The organism is Streptomyces violaceorubidus, from assembly GCF_000717995.1.
In the GTDB taxonomy this organism is placed as follows: Bacteria; Actinomycetota; Actinomycetes; order Streptomycetales; family Streptomycetaceae; genus Streptomyces; species Streptomyces violaceorubidus.
The window spans coordinates 1-19,970 of record NZ_JODM01000041.1 but is presented as its reverse complement, the minus strand read 5'-3'; the positions used below and the strand labels follow the sequence as shown (position 1 = coordinate 19,970).

The following is a 19,970-nucleotide window of genomic DNA, read 5'->3' as shown; positions in this document are numbered from 1 at the left end:
CGGCGCGGCGGACGACCGGGGGTGCGTGCGCGGCGGGACACGGCGGACGAAGGGGGCGCGCGTGTACCGGGCCACGCCGCCGGGTGCCCCGCCCGCCCCCGGGTCGCCGCGGCACCCCTCCCGGGTGGCGGCACACGGAAGGTTCCCCGGGCGCGCCGTCGGGAACGATCACTCATCGGACCCCTGCTCGGTGTCCGACCGGCCGCCCCGGCACCCGCGGGGGACATGCGGGTGTGCCGGGAAGTGCCGAGAGTGCCGGATTCGTACGGCACACTTGGGGCGCGAGGACCGATGTGAAGGATGGGTATGCCGATCACTCCTGCCACCGCGACGCCCAGCTCGTCGAACGGCACCGCAGACGCGATTTTGCTGGAACTGGTCGACGAGAACGGCGTGACGATCGGCACCGCGGAGAAGCTCTCCGCGCACCAGCCGCCGGGGCGCCTGCACCGCGCCTTCTCCGTGTTCCTCTTCGACGAGCGGGGGCGGCTGCTGATCCAGCAGCGGGCCCTGGGCAAGTACCACTCCCCCGGTGTGTGGTCGAACACCTGCTGCGGCCACCCCTACCCCGGCGAGGCGCCCTTCGCCGCGGCGGCCCGGCGGACGCACGAGGAGCTGGGTGTGTCGCCCTCCCTGCTCGCCGAGGCGGGCACGGTGCGCTACAACCACCCGGACCCGGCCTCCGGGCTGGTCGAGCAGGAGTACAACCACCTCTTCGTCGGCCTGGTGCAGGCCGAGCCGCGCCCCGATCCGGAGGAAGTGGCGGGCACGGCCTTCGTGTCCCCGGCGGAGCTGGCCGAGCGGCACGCGCGGGACACCTTCTCGGCGTGGTTCATGACGGTGCTGGACGCGGCCCGTCCCGCCGTCCGCGAGCTGACGGGCCCGTCCGCGGGCTGGTGACCTAGGGGGTGTGCTTGAGCGGCAGGGCGGCCCAGATCACCTTGCCGCCGGTCGCGGTGTGGGCGACGTCGCAGGCGCCGCCCGCCTCCCGGGTGATCTCACGGACCAGGAGCAGGCCCCGCCCGCCGGTGCGGCCGTGGTCGGTCTCCAGGGCGGTCGGGCGGTAGGGGTGGTCGTCCTCCACGGCCACCCGTACCCACTCGGGTCCGACGGCGACCTCCACGGCGAGCACCGGCGAGAGCACCGCCGCGTGCCGGACCGCGTTCGTCACCAGCTCCGAGACGATGAGCAGCAGGGCCTGCGTCACGTCGTCGGAGACCGGCACTCCCTGGCGCGTCAGCAGGTCGCGCACCGCGTGCCGGGCCTGCGGCACCGAGGCGTCCTCTGCGGGGGCGGTGAACCGCCAGACACCTTCGTACGGCAGCGGCCCGGTGGGCCCGGTCTCGTCCATCGTCCGGTCGCCACCCCTGGGATCGATTGTCACCACACCCCTGAGTGTTGGTAACGCGGCGCGCCGCCCCGCGGAGCTGAACGCAAGTCAGCATGTATCGAGCGATTTCTGATCGTTGGCGCATGACACGGGACCGTTCCTGTCCCGCCCGCCCGGCCACTCGCCGCGAAGGGGCCGTGGATAGCATCCGGTTCATGGAGCCGCAGCTGCTGCACCGGGTCGCCGACTCGGTCGCCACCGTCGTCGTCCACCACCCGGCCAAGCGCAACGCCATGACGGCCGCGATGTGGCGGGAGCTGCCCCGCCTCCTCGACGGCCTGGCCGCCGATCCCGGGGTGCGGGCGCTGGTGCTGACCGGCGAGGGCCCGACCTTCTGCGCCGGGGCCGACATCTCGACCCTGCGCGAGTCGGCCGAGGAGGCGCAGGGGCTGGCGGTGCGCGCCGAGGAGGCCCTCGCGGCGTTCCCCAAGCCGACGCTCGCCGCGATCCGGGGCCACTGCGTGGGCGGCGGGGCGCAGTTGGCGGCGGCCTGCGACCTGCGCTTCGCCGAGCAGACCGCGCTGTTCGGCGTGACCCCGGCCAAGCTGGGGGTGGTGTACCCGGCCTCCGCCACCCGGCGCCTGGTGGCGTTGACCGGGCCCGCCACCGCGAAGTACCTGCTGTTCAGCGGGGAGTTGATCGACGCCGACCGGGCGCTGCGCACCGGCCTGGTGGACGAGGTGCTGCCGGTGGGCGCACTGGGCGAGCGGGTGGCGGAGTTCACCCGGGTGCTGGCGTCCCGCTCGCTGCTGACGCAGTCCGCGGCGAAGGAGTTCGCGAACGGGCGCACGGACCGGGACGCCCACTGGGCCGCGCAGGCCCGCCGCAGCGGCGACACCGCGGAGGGGGTCGCCGCCTTCCTGGAGCGCAGGCGGCCGCGGTTCGGCTGGAGCGAGCCTACCTCAGAGTGAAGCGGTTCCTGGTGCGGAACTCCTCGACGAGATGGGCGGGCGCCTTCTCGGGCGAACCCGCGTCGTAGGGCGGCCGCGGGTCGTACTCGGTCAGCAGCTGCACCGCCTGGGCGTGCTCCTCGCCCGCGATCCGTCCCACCAGGGTGAGGCCCATGTCGATGCCGGCCAAGACCCCGGCCGCGGTGACGTACTTGCCGTCGGTGACCACCCGTTCCCCGGTCGGCTCGGCGCCGTACTGCTTCAGCAGGTCCAGGGCCAGCCAGTGCGAGGTGGCGCGGCGGCCGCTCAGCAGGCCCGCGGCGGCGAGCAGCAGCGAGCCCGAGCAGACCGAGGTGGTCCAGGTGCTGGTGGCGTCGGCGGCGCGGAGCCAGTCCAGCAGGGTCTCGTTGTCCATCTGCGCGTCCTGGCCGGGGCCGCCCGGCACGACGACGACGTCCGGGCCCGGCAGGTCGGCCAGGGTCCGGTCGGCGGTGAGCGCCAGGCTCCCCGTGTCGTTGCGGACCGGGCCGGTCCGCTCGGCGACGAAGACGGTCTCGGCATCGGGGACGCGGCTCATGATCTCGTACGGGCCGACGGCGTCGGCTCGTACGGGCCGACGGCGTCGAGAGCGGTGAAGCGGTCGAAGAGAACGATGGCTGTCCGCACGTGCTTCCTCTTTCGGTTCGGTCGGACGGTCAGAGGGCCGGGGCCGGCCGGAAGCGGCGGCGGTACTCCGCCGGTGAGGTACCGAGCGCCTTGACGAAGGCCCGGCGCATGGCCTCCGGCGTGCCGTAGCCGCTGGCGCGGGATACCTCCTCGACGCCGTCCCCGGTGTCCTCCAGGAGGCGGCGGGCGTGTTCCAGACGGACCCGGTCGACGTACCGGCCGGGCGTGGTGCCGGTCTCGGCCTGGAAGGCGCGGGCGAAGTGGCGCGGCGAGAGACTGGCCCGGGCGGCGAGGGACTCGACGCTCAAGTCGGCGCACGGGTGCTCGGTGATCCAGTGCTGGAGCTCCCGCAGCGGCTCCCGGCGCGCGGTCTGGGCGGCGAGCTGGGCGCTGAACTGGGCCTGGTTCCCCGGCCTGCGCAGGAACACCACCAGGTGCCGGGCGACGGTCAGGGCGGCCTCCCGGCCCAGGTCCTCCTCCACCAGTGCGAGGGCGAGGTCGATGCCGGAGGTGACGCCGGCGGACGTGGCCACGTTCCCGTCCCTGATGAAGATGGGGTCGGGATCGACGTCCACCGCCGGGTGGTCGCGGGCGAGCCGGCCGCTGTAGGCCCAGTGGGTGGTGACGCGGCGGCCGTCCAGCAGACCGGCCCGGGCCAGCAGGATCGCCCCGGTGCAGACGGAGACCAGGCGTCGGGCGCCGGGTCCGTGCTCGCGCAGCCAGCCGATCAGGCGCGGGTCGGGGTCGCGCGAGCCCCGGCCGCCCGGGACCACCAGGGTGTCCGGCTCCGGCGGGTCGCCGGTGAGCGCCTGGTCCGGTACGACGCCCAGACCGCTGGACGTGCGCACGGGAGCCCCGTCCAGCGACGCCGTGCGGATGCGGTACGTGCCCGGCGTGTGCGTCTCGGCGCCCGCGAAGACCTCCACAGGGCCGGTGACGTCGAGGCTCTGCACGCCGTCGAAGAGGAGGACCAGAACGGTTCGGCCGGTTCGCTGCGCCATGCCGTCGATTCTTCGCCCCGACTCCGTACGACCGCAAGGACGAGAACCCCTCCTTTCCTGCCCTGCGTCCCGCAGACCCCGAAACGCATACTGAGCGGTTGGTAACGTGCGGGGCATGACAACTGCCGCCATCGACGCCCGCGCGGGCCGCCGCTGCCACAACGCGCTCAACTCGTTGCACTCCACGCACTACTTCTCGCCCGACCTGGGCCGCGAACTGGGCGCCCTCGGGGTCACCGACGCCCCGGCCGTCAACTTCGCGGTGCGCGCCGCCGCGCTGGGGCCGGTCGGCGCCGGTGCCGTGACGGCGGCGTTCTACAACTACAAGCACGACCTCGTCGTCCGGTACGTGCCCGCCGTGTGGCAGCAGGTCACGCCGGAGCAGGCGCTGGCGGCGCGGCTGCGCGCCGTCGACACGACGCTGCGCCGTCTGCTGGGCGAGGAGGCCGTGGCGTCGGCCGAGATGGCGGAGGCCGCCGAGCTGGCTCTGCGCGCCGCCGAGGGCTGCTCGCGCAGCGCCCGCCCGCTCTACTCGGCGCACGCGGACCTGCCCGTGCCCGACGCGCCGCACCTGGCGTTCTGGCACGCCGCGACCCTGCTGCGCGAGCACCGCGGCGACGGCCATCTCGCCGCGCTCATGACCGCGGACCTGGACGGCCTGGAGGCGCTGGTCACCCACACGGCGACCGGCAAGGGTCTGGCGCCGAAGTGGGTCTTCGGCACCCGGGGCTGGACCCAGGAGGAGTGGGACGCGGCCGTCGCCCGGCTGCGCGCACGCGGGCTGACCGACGCGACCGGCCGACTCACGGAGGAGGGAGCGGCCCTGCGCGAGGGGATCGAACGCGAGACGGACCGCCTGGACGCGGCTCCCTACGCGCGCCTAGGGGCGGAGGGTGTGGCGCGCCTGACGGAACTCGGCGGCTCCTTCGCCCGGACTGCGCTCGGCGCGGGCGCCTACCCGGCGGATCTGCTCGCCCGGCACTGACGACACGCCCGGGCGTACCCGGAAGCCCGCCGACGGGCATGCGCGGCCGGTACGGAGGTACCCGTACGTCTCCCGGCCAAAGCGGCCGCGGGAGACGAAAGGGGCTAGTCGTGTTCCGTGCCATCGCAGACGTTCTGCGCCAGATCGGTGGCGCAGTCGCCACCGTGGTGACGCTTCCGTTCCGGGCCGTGGCCCGGCTCTTCGGCGGGGCCTCGTCCACCGCCCGGGGCCGCGGGGTCTGACCCGGCTTCCTTGCCCGCCGGTTTCCGACCGGCCGGGCCGGTGCCCTGATCCCCGATTGTCGGTGCCGCCTGCCACAATTGCCGCGCAACCTCAGTGAGAAGGCGGTACGGGATCGTGACGACACCCGACGTAGGGTCCATCGAAAGCAGGATCGCCGACGAGCTCGGCGTGCGGGAGCGGCAGGTGAAGGCCGCGGTCGAGCTGCTCGACGGCGGCTCGACGGTGCCCTTCATCGCCCGCTACCGCAAGGAAGCGACCGAGATGCTCGACGACGCGCAGCTGCGCACGCTCGAGGAGCGGCTGCGCTACCTGCGGGAGCTGGAGGAGCGGCGCACGGCGATCCTCGACTCGGTGCGCGAGCAGGGCAAGCTCACGGAGGAGCTTCAGGCGCGCATCCGCGCGGCGGAGACCAAGGCGCGCCTGGAGGACATCTACCTGCCGTTCAAACCGAAGCGGCGGACGAAGGCGCAGATCGCGCGCGAGGCGGGTCTGGAGCCGCTGGCCGAGCGTCTGCTCGCCGACGCGTCGCTGGATCCGGTGGCCGCGGCGGCCGCGTTCGTCGACGCCGACAAGGGCGTGGCCGATCCGCAGGCCGCCCTGGACGGGGCGCGCTCGATCCTCACGGAGAAGTTCTCCGAGGACGCCGACCTGATCGGCGAGCTGCGCGAGCGGATGTGGTCGCGCGGGCGGCTCGCCGCGAAGGTCAAGGACGGCAAGGAGGAGGACGGCGCCAAGTTCGCCGACTACTTCGACTTCGCCGAGCCGTTCACCCAGCTGCCCTCGCACCGCGTCCTCGCGATGCTGCGCGGCGAGAAGGAGGGCGTGCTCGATCTCGTCCTGGAGCCCGAGGAGCCCACCGAGGGACCGTCGTCGTACGAGGCGATCGTCGCGAGCCGGTTCGGGATCGCCGACCGCGGCCGGCCGGCCGACAAGTGGCTGGGCGACACCGTCCGCTGGGCCTGGCGCACCCGCATCCTGGTGCACCTCGGCATCGATCTCAGGCTGCGGCTGCGCACCGCCGCGGAGGACGAGGCGGTCGACGTGTTCGCCGCCAACCTGCGCGACCTGCTGCTGGCCGCCCCGGCGGGCACCCGCGCCACGCTCGGCCTCGACCCCGGTTTCCGTACCGGCGTGAAGGTCGCCGTCGTCGACGCGACCGGCAAGGTCGTGGCCACGGACGTGATCCACCCCCACGTCCCCGCCAACCGGTGGGACGAGGCGATCGCCAAGCTCGCGCGCCTCGCGAAGGAGCACACGGTCGACCTGATCGCGATCGGCAACGGCACGGCCTCCCGGGAGACCGACAAGCTCGCCGGGGAGCTCATCGCGAAGCACCCGCAGTTGAAGCTCACCAAGGTGATGGTGTCCGAGGCGGGCGCCTCCGTGTACTCGGCCTCCGCCTTCGCCTCCCAGGAGCTGCCGGACATGGACGTCTCGCTGCGCGGCGCGGTGTCGATCGCCCGGCGCCTGCAGGACCCGCTGGCGGAGCTGGTGAAGATCGACCCGAAGTCGATCGGCGTCGGCCAGTACCAGCACGACCTCTCCGAGGTGAAGCTGTCCCGCTCGCTGGACGCGGTGGTCGAGGACTGTGTGAACGGCGTGGGCGTGGACGTCAACACCGCCTCCGCGCCGCTGCTGGCCCGCGTCTCCGGCATCACCTCCACACTCGCCGAGAACATCGTGGCGCACCGCGACGCGAACGGGCCATTCAGGTCGCGGACCGCGCTGAAGAAGGTGTCGCGGCTCGGCCCCAAGGCGTACGAGCAGTGCGCGGGCTTCCTGCGGATCCGGGGCGGCGACGACCCGCTGGACGCCTCCAGCGTGCACCCCGAGGCGTACCCCGTGGTGCGGCGGATGGTGAAGACCACCGGGCAGGAGGTGGCCGGGCTGATCGGCAACACCTCGGTGCTGCGGTCGCTGAAGCCGGACCGGTTCGTGGACGAGACGTTCGGTCTGCCGACGGTCACGGACATCCTGCGGGAGCTGGAGAAGCCGGGGCGCGACCCGCGGCCCGCCTTCAGGACGGCCACCTTCAAGGAGGGCGTGGAGAAGATCTCCGACCTGTCGTCCGGGATGGTGCTGGAGGGCGTCGTCACGAACGTGGCCGCGTTCGGGGCCTTCGTGGACGTCGGGGTGCATCAGGACGGGCTCGTGCACGTGTCCGCGATGTCCAGGACGTTCGTGAAGGACCCGCGGGAGGTGGTGAAGCCCGGGGACATCGTCAAGGTGAAGGTGATGGACGTCGACATTCCGCGCAAGCGGATCTCCCTGACGCTGCGGTTGGACGACGAGGTGGCCGCGCAGGGTCCGCAGGGGGAGCAGAAGCGGGAGCGGGGCGGCAGGCCGCCTCGGCAGCGGCAGCAGCGGGGTGCCTCCGGCGGTGGCGGGAAGGGGCGGCCCTCGTCGGCGCCGGCTCCGTCCAACGGGGCGATGGCGGACGCGTTGCGGCGGGCCGGGCTGGCGTAGGCCGCCGGCGGTCGTGGCGGGGGCGGGTGGGTGCGCGGCCCGGTGTCGCGGGGTGCGCACCCGCTCGTGCCGCCCTGCGGCGTCGTTGCCCGCAGTGCCTGCTAGCGCTCCACGACCTTGCCGTCCGTCACCTCCAGGCGGCGGGTCACGTGGACCGCGTTGAGCATGCGGCGGTCGTGGGTGATCAGGAGGAGGGTGCCTTCGTAGGCGTCCAGGGCCGATTCGAGCTGTTCGATGGCCGGGAGGTCGAGGTGGTTGGTCGGCTCGTCCAGGACCAGGAGGTTGACGCCCCGGCCCTGGAGGAGGGCGAGGGCGGCCCTGGTGCGCTCGCCCGGTGACAGGCTCGACGCCGGGCGCGTGACGTGGTCCGCCTTGAGACCGAACTTGGCCAGCAGGGTGCGGATCTCGGCCGGCTCCGTGTCGGGGACGGCGGGCCGGAAGGCGTCCAGCAGGGACTCGGGACCGTGGAACAGCTTGCGGGCCTGGTCGACCTCGCCGAGCAGGACACCGGAGCCGAGCGCCGCGTGCCCGGCGTCGAGGGGGACGCGGCCGAGGAGGGCGCCGAGGAGCGTGGACTTGCCCGCCCCGTTGGCTCCCGTCACCGCCACCCGGTCCGCCCAGTCGATCTGGAGGGAGACCGGGCCGAGCACGAAGTCGCCGCGCCGCACCTCGGCGTCGCGCAGGGTGGCGACGACCGCGCCCGAGCGGGGCGCCGAGGCGATCTCCATGCGCAGGTCCCACTCCTTGCGCGGTTCCTCGACGACCTCCAGGCGTTCGATCATGCGCTGGGTCTGGCGGGCCTTGGCGGCCTGCTTCTCGCTGGCCTCGCTGCGGAACTTGCGGCCGATCTTGTCGTTGTCGTTGCCCGCCTTGCGCCGGGCGTTCTTGACGCCCTTGTCCATCCAGGCACGCTGCGTCTGGGCCCGGTCCTGGAGGGAGGCCCGCTTGTCGGCGTACTCCTCGTACTCGTCGCGGGCGTGCCGGCGGGCCACGTCCCGTTCCTCCAGGTACGCCTCGTAGCCGCCGCCGTAGAGGTTGATCTGCCGCTGGGCGAGGTCGAGTTCGAGGACCTTGGTGACGGTGCGGGTGAGGAACTCGCGGTCGTGGCTGACGACGACGGTGCCGGCGCGCAGGCCGGTCACGAAGCGTTCGAGGCGCTCCAGACCGTCGAGGTCCAGGTCGTTGGTCGGCTCGTCGAGCAGGAAGACGTCGTAGCGGGAGAGGAGGAGGGAGGCGAGACCGGCGCGGGCCGCCTGGCCGCCGGACAGGGACGTCATCGGCTGGTCCAGGTCGACGGTCAGGCCCAGCGCGTCGGCGGTCTCCTCCGCGCGGTCGTCGAGGTCGGCGCCGCCGAGGCCCAGCCAGCGCTCCAGGGCGGTGGCGTAGGCGTCGTCGGCTCCCGGGGCGCCGTCGACCAGGGCCTGGGTGGCCTCGTCCATGGCGCGCTGGGCCTCGGTGACGCCGGTGCGGCGGGCCAGGAACTCCCGCACGCTCTCGCCGGGGCGGCGCTCCGGCTCCTGCGGGAGGTGCCCGACGGTGGCGGTGGGCGGGGACAGGCGCAGCTCCCCCTCCTCCGGGGTGCTCAGCCCGGCGAGCATCCGCAGGAGGGTGGACTTCCCCGCGCCGTTGGCCCCGACGAGACCGATGACGTCGCCGGGTGCGACGACGAGGTCGAGCCCGGTGAACAGGGAGCGGTCGCCGTGGCCGGCGGCGAGGTTCTTGGCGACGAGGGTGGCAGTCATCAGACCGTCGATCCTAGGGCCTGTCCGACCATTCCCGTCTGCCGCGCTCCCGGGCCCGCTCAGCCGGGATTCCCGGGTCCCCGCCCGCCCGGCGCGCCCCGCGTGACCGCCGTCACCAGCACGCTTCCCGGGGCCCTGGCCACCACGAAGGCCTCCCCCTTCACCGCGCCCGCGTCCAGCGGGAGGCGATGGTCGCCCGGTGCGAGCACACCGTCGAAGACCTCGTGGACGTGGGTGCGGTGGAGCCGGTCGAGGCGGTACGCGGTGAGGCGGACCCGGCAGGGTGAGGTGACCTCGACGTCGGCGGCGGCGCTCGCTCCGAGACGGGTCAGGCGGCGGCGTTCGGCCGGGCCGCGGTCCAGGGCGTGTTCGATCTGGGCGACGAGTACCGGGACGATCGGGGCCAGGCCGTCCACGGGTCTCACGTCCACGCCGGCGTCCGCGAAGGCGCGGCGTACGGACGCGCGCCGGTCCTCGGTGACCGCGCGGCCGAAGGCGACGGCGCCGTAGCTCCGCAGTTCGTCGGCCGGTACGTCACGGGCGTCCTCGGTGATGTCGGCACCGATGCCGATGGTGCGCAGCGCGGCGGCGAGCCGGGCGAGCAGGGCGACGCGGGCGCCGATGAGCAGGACCCGGCGGCGGGGCCGGACGGCGCCGTCGAGCAGGGTGGCGAGGGCCGCGCGGTACTCGGCCCCGGCGAAGCGGTAGGGGCCGATGCCGTGGTAGCCGTTCAGCTCCAGGTCGGCGTGTGCGGCGGTCTGCCAGGCGAAGTCCCGCCAGACGAAGTCGTCGCCGTCCCGCAGGATCACGGCGGTCACCGCGCCGCAGGCCAGGTCCGCGCACTCGGGGCAGCCGTAGATGACGTGGCGGCCGCCGGGCAGGGGCGCGTCGGTCTCCAGGAGCAGGCCGCGGACCTGCGCGGTGAGGATCGCGGGCGGTACGTCGGAGGCGAGCGGGGAGACCGCGTCCAGGTCGCAGAGGCGGAACAGGAGGGGTCGTCCGTCGACGACGAAGTCCATGAAGTCGCGGTGGACCTGGAAGTCGCCGTCGGCCTGGACCCCGCCGGCGCGTGTCGCGGGGGCCAGACCGAAGGTCGCGTACTCGGCAGCCATGCGGTGAGTATTCCCGCGGCGGGACCGCTTGGAGCACGGCGTCGGGCGTTCGGTTAACGTCGCGGGGTGGAAACCGAACTGGATGGCGAGGTCGTCGTGGTCGGCGGCGGGGTGATCGGGCTGACGACGGCCGTGGTCCTCGCCGAGCGGGGCAGGCGGGTCCGGCTGTGGACCCGGGAGCCCGCGGAGCGGACCACCTCGGTGGTCGCGGGCGGGCTGTGGTGGCCGTACCGGATCGAGCCGGTGGCGCTGGCGCAGGCCTGGGCGCTGCGTTCCCTGGACGTGTACGAGGAGCTGGCGGTCCGGCCCGAACGGACCGGCGTACGCATGCTCGAAGGGGTGCTCGGCGAGACCGGCCTGGACGAGGTGGACGGGTGGGCAGCGGCCCGGCTGCCGGGACTGCGTGCGGCGAGCGCCGCCGAGTACGCCGGGACGGGGTTGTGGGCGCGGCTGCCGCTCATCGACATGTCGACTCATCTGCCCTGGCTGCGGGAGCGGCTGGTGGCCGCGGGCGGCACCGTGGAGGACCGCGCGGTGTCCGACCTGGCCGAGGCGGACGCGCCGGTCGTGGTCAACTGCACCGGCCTGGGCGCCCGCGAGCTGGTGCCGGACCCGGCGGTGCGTCCGGTGCGCGGGCAGCTGGTCGTCGTGGAGAACCCCGGCATCCGCACCTGGCTGGTCTCGGCCGACACGGACTCCGGGGAGACGACGTACTTCCTTCCGCAGCCGGGGCGGCTCCTGCTGGGCGGGACGGCCGAGGAGGACGCCTGGTCGACGGAGCCGGACCCGGCGGTCGCCCGGGCCATCGTGCGGCGGTGCGCGGCCCTGCGTCCGGAGATCGCCGGGGCGCGGGTGCTGGCGCACCTGGTGGGGCTGCGGCCGGCCCGGGACGCGGTCCGGCTGGAGCGCGAGGCACTGCCGGACGGGCGGCGGCTGGTGCACAACTACGGTCACGGCGGCGCGGGCGTCACCGTGGCCTGGGGCTGCGCCCAGGAGGCGGCCCGGCTCGCCTCCTGACGCCGTGTCCGGTCGGCCGGCCCGCGGGGCTCAGTCCTTGGGGTGCTTGCCGATCGGGTCGCCCTCCACGTCCGTGCCGGGGCCGGGGCCGATCCGGATCTCGAAGTCGCCCTCGTACTGCTTGTGCCCCTCGATGACGGCCAGTTCGACGGCTTCGGAGGCCATCTCGCCGCGCACGATGAGGGAGTCGCGGCGCAGGTCGCGCATGAGGGCGACGCACATGAGGATCATCACGATCACGAAGGGCGCCGCCGCGAGGATCGTGAGGTTCTGCAGACCGGTGAGCGCGTCGGCCTCGCCGCTGCCGATCAGCAGCATGATGGCCGCGACGGCGCCGGTCACCACGCCCCAGACGACGACCACCCAGCGGCTGGGTTCGAGGGCGCCCTTCTGCGAGAGCGTGCCCATCACGATGGAGGCCGCGTCGGCGCCCGAGACGAAGAAGATGCCGACGAGGATCATCACCAGCAGGCTGGTGGCGGTGGCGATGGGGTACTCGTGGAGCACGCCGAAGAGCTGGCCCTCCGGGGTCGAGTCCTCGCCCAGCCGGTGCTGTTCCTGAAGCCGCATCGCCGAGCCGCCGAAGATCGCGAACCAGACCAGGCTGACCGTGCTGGGCACCAGGATGACGCCGCCGATGAACTGACGGATCGTCCGGCCCCGGCTGATGCGGGCGATGAACATACCGACGAAGGGCGTCCAGGAGATCCACCACGCCCAGTAGAAGACGGTCCAGCTGCCCAGCCAGTCCGCGACCCCCTTGCCGCCGCTGATCTCGGTGCGGCCGGCCATCTGGGGCAGGTCGCCGAGGTAGGCGAAGACCGAGGTCGGCAGCAGGTCGAGGATGAGGATGGTCGGGCCCGCGACGAACACGAAGACGGCGAGCACCAGGGCCAGCACCATGTTGGTGTTGGACAGCCACTGGATGCCCTTCTCGACGCCGGAGATCGCGGAGGCCACGAACGCCACCGTGAGCACCGCGATGATGCCGACGAGCAGTCCGGTGCTGACCTTGTCCATCCAGTCGAGCTTCTCCATGCCGGAGCCGATCTGCAGCGCGCCGAGGCCGAGGGAGGCCGCGGAGCCGAAGATCGTCGCGATGATGGCCAGGATGTCGATGACCCTCCCGGCGGCGCCGTTGGCGTGCTTCTCGCCGATGAGCGGGGTGAACACCGCGCTCATGGTCTGCCTGCGGCGCCTGCGGAAGGTGCTGTAGGCGATGCCGAGACCGACCACGGCGTAGATCGCCCACGGGTGGAGCGTCCAGTGGAAGAGGGTGGTGGCCATGGCCGTCGCCATGCGGTCGCCGGAGTCGGCCGGGCTGGTGCCGGGCGGGGGCGTGGTGTAGTGCGCCAGCGGCTCGCTCACGCCGTAGAACATCAGACCGATGCCCATGCCCGCGCTGAACATCATGGCGACCCAGGACACGGTCCGGAACTCGGGCTCCTCGCCCTCGGCCCCCAGGTGGATGCGGCCGTAGCGGCTGGCCGCGAGCCAGAGGGCGAAGACCACGAAACCGGAGGCGGCCAGCGTGAACGCCCAGCCGCCGTTGTGCAGCAGGCCGCCGAGCATGCTGCTGGAGACGTCCTCCAGCGAGTCGGTGGCGGCGGCCCCCCAGATGACGAACGCCAGGGTCAGGACGGCCGTGACGCCGAAGACGACGCGGTCGGTCCGGGGCCTGTGCTCGTGCCCCGGCAGGCCCGCTTCCGACCCCGGAAGCGTGCCTCTTTCGTGCTCTTCCTCGCCACTTGGTCGGTCCTGCGTCACAGGCGGCACCTTTCCAGTCGATCAGGCCGAAAATACTCGTCCGCTACGCCCTTACCACGTAGGCCGCGGAACTCACCTCCTCAGCAGCGCGTGTCCGGTTCACCCGCCGTCACGTGGTAGGTCGCGCGCTCGTCCAGCAGCAGCGGCACCAGGGCCCGCTGCGGCTGGCGCAGCGGTACGTAGGCGCCCTCCTCCCCGGTCGGGCGCGCCTGTACACCGTGCAGCGCGAGTTCGTCCGCGACGTCCCGGTACTGGTCGGGGGCCAGCCGGTAGCCGCAGGGCGGGTCGCGGAGCACCTCGAAGTCCTCGGCCGGGTCGTTGTCGGCGCCGCCCAGGTAGACGGGTCCGGAATCGGCCAGGCCCGCCCGGCGGGCGGCGCCCGTGGCCGCCTCGACGCGTCCGCGCCGTTCGTCCGCGAAGCGGAACATGCCGTCCAGGGCGGCGAGCTGGGAGTCCACCCGGCGCCGGTGGTTGAGGGCGGGGTCCTGGCGCTCGGCGTCCGTCAGGGCGTCGACTCGGCTCTCGACGAGCAGTCCGACCGCGTGTTTCACGCCGGACATGTTGCGCAGGATGCGTTCCTGGCCGTCGCCCGCGGTCTGCTTGACGGGGTCGCCGGTCCCGGGGTCGGTCCAGATGCCGTACGTGCCCGTCGAGTACCCGGCGTGCCCGGCGGCGGGGCGGACGTACGCGCCGGACAGGGTGCGGGCCTCGTCGTGGACGGGCGCGGCGGTGTTGAGGTTGCGGGGCCAGAGGTCGAAGAGGTCCTTGTCGTAGTACGGGGGCGTGGCACCGTACTCGTGCAGGTCGTAGATGACGTCGGGGCGTTCGTCGCGGACGACGGCGGCCAGGGCGCGGGCCTCCCGGGTCGCCAGGGCCAGGTGGTCGCGGTTGACGTCGACGCCGTCGCTGTTGCCGCGGGTGTCGGCGGCCCGGCCGTCGGGGTTGGCGGTGGGCACGACCAGCACGGCCGTGCGGTCCAGGAAGCGCCGGGTCGCGCGGTCGGTGGCGTGGGCGAGGTCCCGCACGGTGGTCAGGCAGGCCTCGCGGCCGGCGGGTTCGTCGCCGTGCTGGCTGCACACCAGGAGCACCTTGTGCGCGGCGGAGGGTCTGCCGAGTGTCACGAGCCGGAGCGGACGGTTCTGCTTCGTGGTGCCGATGCGGTCGAGCGTGACCCGGTCGCTCGCCCGGTCGGCGGCGGCCAGGAGGGCCTGTTCCTCCGCCTGGGTGGTCCAGCGGGCGCCGTGTGTCCGCTCGAAGCCGGTGCGGGGCGGGCGGGGTGCGGAGGCGTCGGCGTGGGCGGGTGCGGTGAGCAGGGAGGGGGCCAGGAGGGACGCGGCGAGGGCCGCGGCGGTCGCGGTGAGGGCGCGCAGGCGGTTCATCGGCCTCCCTTCGGGACGCGGTGCGTGGGGTGCGGCGCGGGCGCCGGAGTGGCGGTTCGCGCACCCGCGGTAGCCCTGGTGGACGCGGCGGTGCCGCCGACGAACGGTACGCGGGCCGTCGTGCGGGAGCGGTCCAAGGTGGGCGTCGGCGTGTCGGCGCGAGGGCCTTCGGGGCCCTGGTCGACGCGCGGGGCGGAGGGGTGGGCCGGGGCCGCGGTCGCGAGCGGTCCCCGGAGGGTGAGGCGCATGCGTGTCGGCATGCGCGGACGGTACATCGGCCTCCTCCCGCGCATAAGGGGGCCGGGAGTGGCGCATGACGGCCGGATGGCGATCGTGTGACAGGAGTGGCCGTGGACATGACGGCGCGCACAGCGGCTGAATAGGCTCCGGCAAGGATTCCGAACACCTCTCGTGGCCCTACGACTTGGAGCTTTCGTGCACCGCAGAATCATCGTGCCGGGCGCATTGGGCGCCGCCTCCCTCATGCTGGCGATCCCGGCGTCGGCGGCGGCCCACTCCCCCGGCGCTCCGGGCATCGGCGACCCCGACTACCCGGCCTACGGCAACGGCGGTTACGACGTCTCGCACTACGACCTGCGCCTGAAGTACCAGCCGGCCACGGACCGGCTGGAGGGGACGGCGACGATCCTGGCCCGCACCACCGAGGACCTCTCGCGGTTCAACCTCGACTTCCTGCTGGACGTCGGCGAGGTGCGGGTGAACGGCGCCGAGGCCTCGTTCACGACCTCGGGCGAGCAGGAGCTGGAGGTCACCCCGAGGAAGCCGCTCGACAAGGGCGCACCCCTCACCGTCGTCGTCCGCTACAGCGGCGTGCCCTCCTCGAAGCAGGCGTTCGGCTTCACCAGCTGGCACCGCACCCTGGACGGCGGCGTCGCCGCGAACGAGCCCGAGGCCGCGGCCTGGTGGTTCCCCAGCAACGACCACCCGCTGGACAAGGCCACCTACGACGTGTCGGTGCAGGTGCCCGACGGCACCCAGGCGATCTCCAACGGCACTCTCCAGTCGACGAGTTCCCGGCTGGGCTGGACGCGCTGGAACTGGCGCTCGGACCAGCCGCAGGCCACCTACCTCGCCACCCTGGCGGTCGGGAAGTTCGACCTCACCACCGGCACCACCGAGGGCGGCATCCCGGTCGTCAACGCCTACAGCCGGGACCTGGGCGCGAACGACGGCGCGGCGCGGGCCAGCATCGAGCGGACCGGGGAGGTCGCCGACTGGCTGAGCGAGTACTTCGGGCCGTATCCGTTCGACGCGCTCGGCGGCTACGTGCCGAACACCACCACCGGGTACGCCCTGGAGACGCAGACCCGGCCGTTCTACAGCCCGCGCCAGTTCGCGAACGGGTCGAACGTGTCCGTCGTCGTGCACGAGCTGGCCCACCAGTGGTACGGCGACCTGGTCTCGGTGCGCGGCTGGAAGGACATCTGGATCAACGAGGGCTTCGCGCGGTACGCCCAGTGGCTGTGGTCCGAGCACGAGGGCGAGGGCACGGCGCAGGAACTGGCCGACTACACCTACGCCTCGCACCCTGCCGACGACCCGTTCTGGACGGTGCGGCCGGGCGACCCGGGTCCGGAGAACCAGTTCGACGGCGCCGTGTACGACCGGGGCGCGCTCGCCGTCCAGGCGCTGCGCAACGAGGTCGGGGACGAGGACTTCTTCGCGATCCTCAAGGGGTGGCCCGCGAAGTACGCCCACGGCAACGCGTCCGTCGCGGACTTCCAGCGGTACGCCGAGGAGGTCTCGCGCAGGCCGCTGGCCGCGCTGTTCGACACCTGGCTGTTCCAGCCGTCGAAGCCGGACGCCCCGGCGGCGGGCGCCCGGTCGCTCGGGAAGCCCTCCGAGGCGCCCGCGCAGCCCCGCTCGTGGCGCCGGATCGCCGCGACGAACGACGTGCACGAGCACTGAGTCGCGGACCGTCCTGGGCGGTGTCCCCGTGGTCGTAGACGGTCACGGGGATGCCGCGCCGGGCGAGGCGGTCCGCTATGAGCGGCTCCACGCGGGACCACTCCCCGCCGGCCGGGCCGCAGCCGATGCGGGGCATGTGCACGGACGCGCCCAGCTCGGCCGCCCTGTCGGCGAGGACGCCGAGGGCCGTGCCGACGGCCTCGTAGCGCACGGGGACGCCCTTGCCGCCGTTCTCGTGCCGCGTTGGCCGATCATGTTGGCCACCCGCACGTACGGCTCGACCCGGACGAACTGGACCGCGCCGAGGCCGAAGTCGTGGGACGCGCGGTCGCGGTGCCGGGCGCGGTACGCCGCCTCGGGCTCGGGCCGGCGGCGGGAGACGGCCGGGACGAAGCCCTTGCCCCAGCCGCCGACGTCGTTGCACACGTGGGCGATCACCTTGACGCCCTTGACCGACGGCGCGGTGGCGTCACCCCGGACGTACCTGATCTCCGACATGACGCCACCGTAGGGGCTGCCACTGACAGGGGGCCCCGGGCCGCTACTCCTTCGGCGTCGACGGCTCCTGCGCGGCCTGCCGCGCCACCCGGCGCCGCACGCCGAACCAGCCGGCCACCAGCAGCACCGCGATCAGCGGCACCAGGAGCACGGTCTTGCGGCCGACCTCCGCGTCGTTCCACATCAGGCCGACGACCGCCAGCAGGAAGGCGATCGTGACGATCTCCGTGACAGGGCTGCCGGGCAGCCGGAAGCGCGGCCGTTCGACCAGGCCCGCACGCGCACGGCGGACGAACACCAGGTGGCAGACCATGATGATCACCCATGTGCTGATGACGCCCAGGGAGGCAACGTTCAGCACGATCTCGAAGGCCTTGTCCGGCACCAGGTAGTTCAGCCCGACACCGAGGACGCACACCGCGCAGGTCAGCAGGATGCCGCCGTAGGGAACCTGGCTGCGGCTCATCACCCCGGTGAACCTGGGCGCGGAGCCCGCCATCGCCATGGAGCGCAGGATGCGGCCGGTGGAGTACAGGCCGGAGTTCAGCGACGACATCGCGGCGGTGAGGACGACCAGGTTCATCACGTCACCGGCGGCCGGCACCCCGATGCCCGACAGCACCGTGACGAAGGGGCTCTCGTCGCCCGAGTAGAGCGAGCTGGGCAGCAGCAGGGCCAGGAGCACGACCGAGCCGACGTAGAACAGGGCGACCCGCCACATGATCGAGTTCACCGCGCGGGGGACGATCTTGTGCGGCTCGGCGGTCTCGCCCGCGGCGACGCCGACCAGTTCCAGGGCGGCGTAGGAGAAGATCACGCCCTGCATGACGAGGACCACGGGCATCACACCGTGCGGGAGGACGCCGCCGTGGTCGGTGATCATGCCCACGCCCGGGGTCTGTCCGCTCACCTCATGCCGGGTGGCCAGGAGGAAGATGCCGATCAGCATGAAGCCGACGAGGGTGGCGACCTTGACGATCGCGAACCAGAACTCCATCTCGCCGAAGATCTTCACCGAGATGAGGTTCACGGCCAGGACCACCGCGAGGGCGGCCAGGGCGAGCACCCATTGGGGAATGCTCGTGAACATGCTCCAGTAGTGCGTGTACAGCGCGATCGCGGTGATGTCGGCGATACCGGTGGTGGACCAGTTCAGGAAGTACATCCAGCCGGCGACGTAGGCGCCCTTCTCGCCGAGGAACTCGCGCGCGTACGACACGAAGGATCCGGAGGAGGGTCGGTAGAGCACCAGCTCACCGAGGGCCTTGACGACGAAGAAGGCGAAGACGCCGGCGACGAGGTAGGCGATCGCGAGCGCCGGTCCGGCGTCGCGCAGGCGCCCGCCGGCGCCGAGGAAGAGACCGGTGCCGATCGCGCCGCCGATCGCGATCATGTTGACGTGGCGGGCCTTGAGGTCCTTGCTGTAGCCGGCGTCGCCCGCGTCCGCGGGTCGTCCGGCCGCCCGGGGATGGGCGGCCTGTGCCGTGGCGACGGCGTCCTTGCTCACGGGTGGTTCCACTCTCTGGTGCGCCCGGGCGGGAGGGGCCCGGATCGTCCGTACGGTGACAAGGCCCGCACCACCCTCGCGGCACAGACCAACGCAGCACCTTCCCACGACGCTGCGTAGGCATGCGGTGTCCCGTGTCACACAACGTGACTCCTCACATGATCCGCCGCCGGTCTCCATCCGGTGCACAAGAGGTGTCACAGCATTGGTGGGACAGCGATACTGCTGTGCATGACGACGAGCGACACCGAGGCAGCCGATGCCGGGGGGCCGACCCTCACGATCGACGAGCTGGCCGCACGGGCCGGCGTCACGGTGCGCACGGTCCGCTTCTACGGCACCAGGGGACTGCTGCCGCCGCCGGTGATCGGCCCGCGCCGGGTGGGGCGCTACGACGGGGAGCACCTGGCCCGGCTGGCGCTGATCGAGGAGTTGCAGCACCAGGGCATGACGCTGGCCGCGATCGAGCGGTATCTGAGGCGGCTGCCGTCCGACCTGAGCGCCCACGACCTGGCGCTGCACCGCGCGGTGGTGGCCTCCTGGGCGCCGGAGACGGTGGAGCGGGTCAGCCGGGAGGAGCTGGGCAGAAGGGCGGGACGGCCGCTCACCGACGAGGAGGTGGACCGGCTGGGGGCGATGGACGTCGTGGTGCCCGAGGGCGAGGGCTACCGCGTCGACGCCGGGCTGCTCCGGCTCGGCGTCGAGCTGCTCGACGTGCCCTTCTCCCCCGAGACGGTCCTCGCCGCCCGCACCGCCCTCCTGGAGCACTCCCGCGCCGCCGCGCGGGACCTGTCGCGGCTGCTGCGCGACGCGGTCGCCGAACGCGAGGCGCGGGACGTGCGGTCGTTGTCCGCGCACATGCACCCGCTGGTGGTGCAGGCACTGCTGACCACGTTCCAGCGGTCGCTGCGCGAGGAGCTGCGGGAGTGGCTCGACAAGGAGACCGGTGAGCGACCCGGCCCGTGATCCGGCCCGTGATCCGGCTCAGCGGCCGTCCGTGAAGACCTCGCCCTTCTCCGCCTTCTCCACCAGCAGCGCGGGCGGGGTGAAGCGCTCGCCGTAGTGGTCGGCCAGTTCCCGGGCGCGGGCGACGAAGCTCGGCAGACCCCCCTCGTAGCCGTTGATGTACTGCAGGACGCCGCCGGTCCAGCCCGGGAAGCCGATGCCGAGGATCGAGCCGATGTTGGCGTCGGCCACGGAGGTCAGCACGCCCTCCTCCAGGAGCCTGACGGTGTCCAGCGCCTCCGAGAAGAGCATGCGTTCCTGCATGTCGGCGAACGGGATCGCGTACCCCGGCTTGGTGAAGTGCTCGCGCAGCCCCGGCCACAGCCCGGCGCGCTTGCCGTCCTCGCCGTACGCGTAGAAGCCCGCCCCACCG

At 73.1% G+C, this 19,970-nt stretch carries 15 protein-coding genes and 3 pseudogenes; 8 read left to right on the top strand and 10 right to left on the bottom strand.

The genetic code is table 11. The features are described from left to right. Positions 1–306: 306 nt before the first annotated feature. Positions 307–900 carry an isopentenyl-diphosphate Delta-isomerase gene (gene idi, locus IE94_RS0131405; RefSeq protein ID WP_030191088.1) on the top strand — a complete coding sequence of 198 codons (594 nt, stop codon included), beginning with the start codon at positions 307–309 and terminating at the stop codon, positions 898–900. Between the two features lies 1 nt (position 901). On the opposite strand, the gene IE94_RS0131400 is transcribed toward idi, so the two are convergent. After that, positions 902–1,351 (bottom strand): ATP-binding protein, encoded by a 450-nt coding sequence (locus IE94_RS0131400; protein WP_030191086.1) that lies wholly within the window; start codon positions 1,349–1,351, stop codon positions 902–904. A 194-nt stretch (positions 1,352–1,545) separates the two neighbouring features. Between IE94_RS0131400 and IE94_RS0131395 the strand changes: the two genes are divergently transcribed. Next, positions 1,546–2,301: an enoyl-CoA hydratase/isomerase family protein gene (locus tag IE94_RS0131395; protein ID WP_030191084.1), complete on the top strand. Its 756-nt coding sequence runs from the start codon at positions 1,546–1,548 to the stop codon at positions 2,299–2,301. On the opposite strand, the pseudogene IE94_RS36295 reads toward IE94_RS0131395, so the two are convergent. Beyond that, a pseudogene (locus IE94_RS36295) lies at positions 2,288–2,946 on the bottom strand (DJ-1/PfpI family protein). The gene IE94_RS0131395 and the pseudogene IE94_RS36295 overlap by 14 nt on opposite strands. Before the next feature lie 29 nt (positions 2,947–2,975). After that, on the bottom strand, positions 2,976–3,947 hold the full coding sequence (locus IE94_RS0131385) for a GlxA family transcriptional regulator (RefSeq protein ID WP_030191080.1): 972 nt from the start codon (positions 3,945–3,947) through the stop codon (positions 2,976–2,978). Between the two features lie 115 nt (positions 3,948–4,062). On the opposite strand from IE94_RS0131385, the gene IE94_RS0131380 reads away from it, so the two are divergent. The 3 genes from IE94_RS0131380 to IE94_RS0131370 all read left to right on the top strand — a co-directional run bounded on the left by IE94_RS0131380 (position 4,063) and on the right by IE94_RS0131370 (position 7,641). Further along, complete coding sequence (locus tag IE94_RS0131380) at positions 4,063–4,932, top strand: SCO6745 family protein (RefSeq protein WP_030191077.1); 870 nt, start codon at positions 4,063–4,065, stop codon at positions 4,930–4,932. A 110-nt stretch (positions 4,933–5,042) separates the two neighbouring features. Next, entirely contained in the window at positions 5,043–5,174 is a 132-nt protein-coding gene (locus IE94_RS41615) for an LPFR motif small protein (RefSeq protein ID WP_280922738.1), read from the top strand. A 115-nt stretch (positions 5,175–5,289) separates the two neighbouring features. Continuing rightward, a complete protein-coding gene (locus IE94_RS0131370; protein WP_030191074.1) occupies positions 5,290–7,641 on the top strand; it encodes a Tex family protein in 2,352 nt (783 codons plus the stop codon). 101 nt (positions 7,642–7,742) lie between these two features. On the opposite strand, the gene IE94_RS0131365 is transcribed toward IE94_RS0131370, so the two are convergent. Continuing rightward, positions 7,743–9,383 (bottom strand): ABC-F family ATP-binding cassette domain-containing protein, encoded by a 1,641-nt coding sequence (locus IE94_RS0131365; protein WP_030191071.1) that lies wholly within the window; start codon positions 9,381–9,383, stop codon positions 7,743–7,745. A gap of 59 nt (positions 9,384–9,442) precedes the next feature. Beyond that, complete coding sequence (locus IE94_RS0131360; protein ID WP_030191068.1) at positions 9,443–10,495, bottom strand: hypothetical protein; 1,053 nt, start codon at positions 10,493–10,495, stop codon at positions 9,443–9,445. A gap of 66 nt (positions 10,496–10,561) precedes the next feature. Between IE94_RS0131360 and IE94_RS0131355 the strand changes: the two genes are divergently transcribed. Further along, a complete protein-coding gene (locus IE94_RS0131355; RefSeq protein ID WP_030191067.1) occupies positions 10,562–11,512 on the top strand; it encodes an FAD-dependent oxidoreductase in 951 nt (316 codons plus the stop codon). Positions 11,513–11,542: 30 nt separating this feature from the next. Here IE94_RS0131355 and IE94_RS0131350 read toward each other — a convergent pair whose 3' ends face one another. Both IE94_RS0131350 and IE94_RS0131345 read right to left on the bottom strand, forming a co-directional pair. Continuing rightward, on the bottom strand, positions 11,543–13,279 hold the full coding sequence (locus IE94_RS0131350; RefSeq protein WP_030191065.1) for a BCCT family transporter: 1,737 nt from the start codon (positions 13,277–13,279) through the stop codon (positions 11,543–11,545). Between the two features lie 80 nt (positions 13,280–13,359). Then, the gene (locus IE94_RS0131345) at positions 13,360–14,658 is read right to left on the bottom strand and encodes a M14 family metallopeptidase (protein ID WP_030191063.1); all 1,299 of its coding nucleotides are present in this window, start codon (positions 14,656–14,658) and stop codon (positions 13,360–13,362) included. A gap of 435 nt (positions 14,659–15,093) precedes the next feature. Between IE94_RS0131345 and IE94_RS0131335 the strand changes: the two genes are divergently transcribed. Beyond that, positions 15,094–16,587 (top strand): M1 family metallopeptidase, encoded by a 1,494-nt coding sequence (locus IE94_RS0131335; RefSeq protein ID WP_030191059.1) that lies wholly within the window; start codon positions 15,094–15,096, stop codon positions 16,585–16,587. Between the two features lie 22 nt (positions 16,588–16,609). On the opposite strand, the pseudogene IE94_RS38555 reads toward IE94_RS0131335, so the two are convergent. Beyond that, positions 16,610–17,085: pseudogene (locus IE94_RS38555) on the bottom strand (macro domain-containing protein); the annotation flags it as partial. Positions 17,086–17,128: 43 nt separating this feature from the next. Beyond that, a complete protein-coding gene (locus IE94_RS0131325; RefSeq protein WP_030191055.1) occupies positions 17,129–18,592 on the bottom strand; it encodes an amino acid permease in 1,464 nt (487 codons plus the stop codon). A gap of 231 nt (positions 18,593–18,823) precedes the next feature. On the opposite strand from IE94_RS0131325, the gene IE94_RS0131320 reads away from it, so the two are divergent. Beyond that, the gene (locus IE94_RS0131320) at positions 18,824–19,558 is read left to right on the top strand and encodes a MerR family transcriptional regulator (protein ID WP_037924094.1); all 735 of its coding nucleotides are present in this window, start codon (positions 18,824–18,826) and stop codon (positions 19,556–19,558) included. Positions 19,559–19,576: 18 nt separating this feature from the next. Here the strand turns inward: IE94_RS0131320 and IE94_RS0131315 are convergent. Then, a pseudogene (locus IE94_RS0131315) lies at positions 19,577–19,970 on the bottom strand (3-hydroxyacyl-CoA dehydrogenase); the annotation flags it as partial.

Coding starts and splice junctions, on each gene's coding strand:
- idi (WP_030191088.1), top strand. CDS start 307: ATGCCGATCACTCCTGCCACCGCGACGCCCAGCTCGTCGAACGGCACC.
- IE94_RS0131400 (WP_030191086.1), bottom strand. CDS start 1,351: ATGGACGAGACCGGGCCCACCGGGCCGCTGCCGTACGAAGGTGTCTGG.
- IE94_RS0131395 (WP_030191084.1), top strand. CDS start 1,546: ATGGAGCCGCAGCTGCTGCACCGGGTCGCCGACTCGGTCGCCACCGTC.
- IE94_RS0131385 (WP_030191080.1), bottom strand. CDS start 3,947: ATGGCGCAGCGAACCGGCCGAACCGTTCTGGTCCTCCTCTTCGACGGC.
- IE94_RS0131380 (WP_030191077.1), top strand. CDS start 4,063: ATGACAACTGCCGCCATCGACGCCCGCGCGGGCCGCCGCTGCCACAAC.
- IE94_RS0131365 (WP_030191071.1), bottom strand. CDS start 9,383: ATGACTGCCACCCTCGTCGCCAAGAACCTCGCCGCCGGCCACGGCGAC.
- IE94_RS0131360 (WP_030191068.1), bottom strand. CDS start 10,495: ATGGCTGCCGAGTACGCGACCTTCGGTCTGGCCCCCGCGACACGCGCC.
- IE94_RS0131345 (WP_030191063.1), bottom strand. CDS start 14,658: ATGAACCGCCTGCGCGCCCTCACCGCGACCGCCGCGGCCCTCGCCGCG.
- IE94_RS0131320 (WP_037924094.1), top strand. CDS start 18,824: ATGACGACGAGCGACACCGAGGCAGCCGATGCCGGGGGGCCGACCCTC.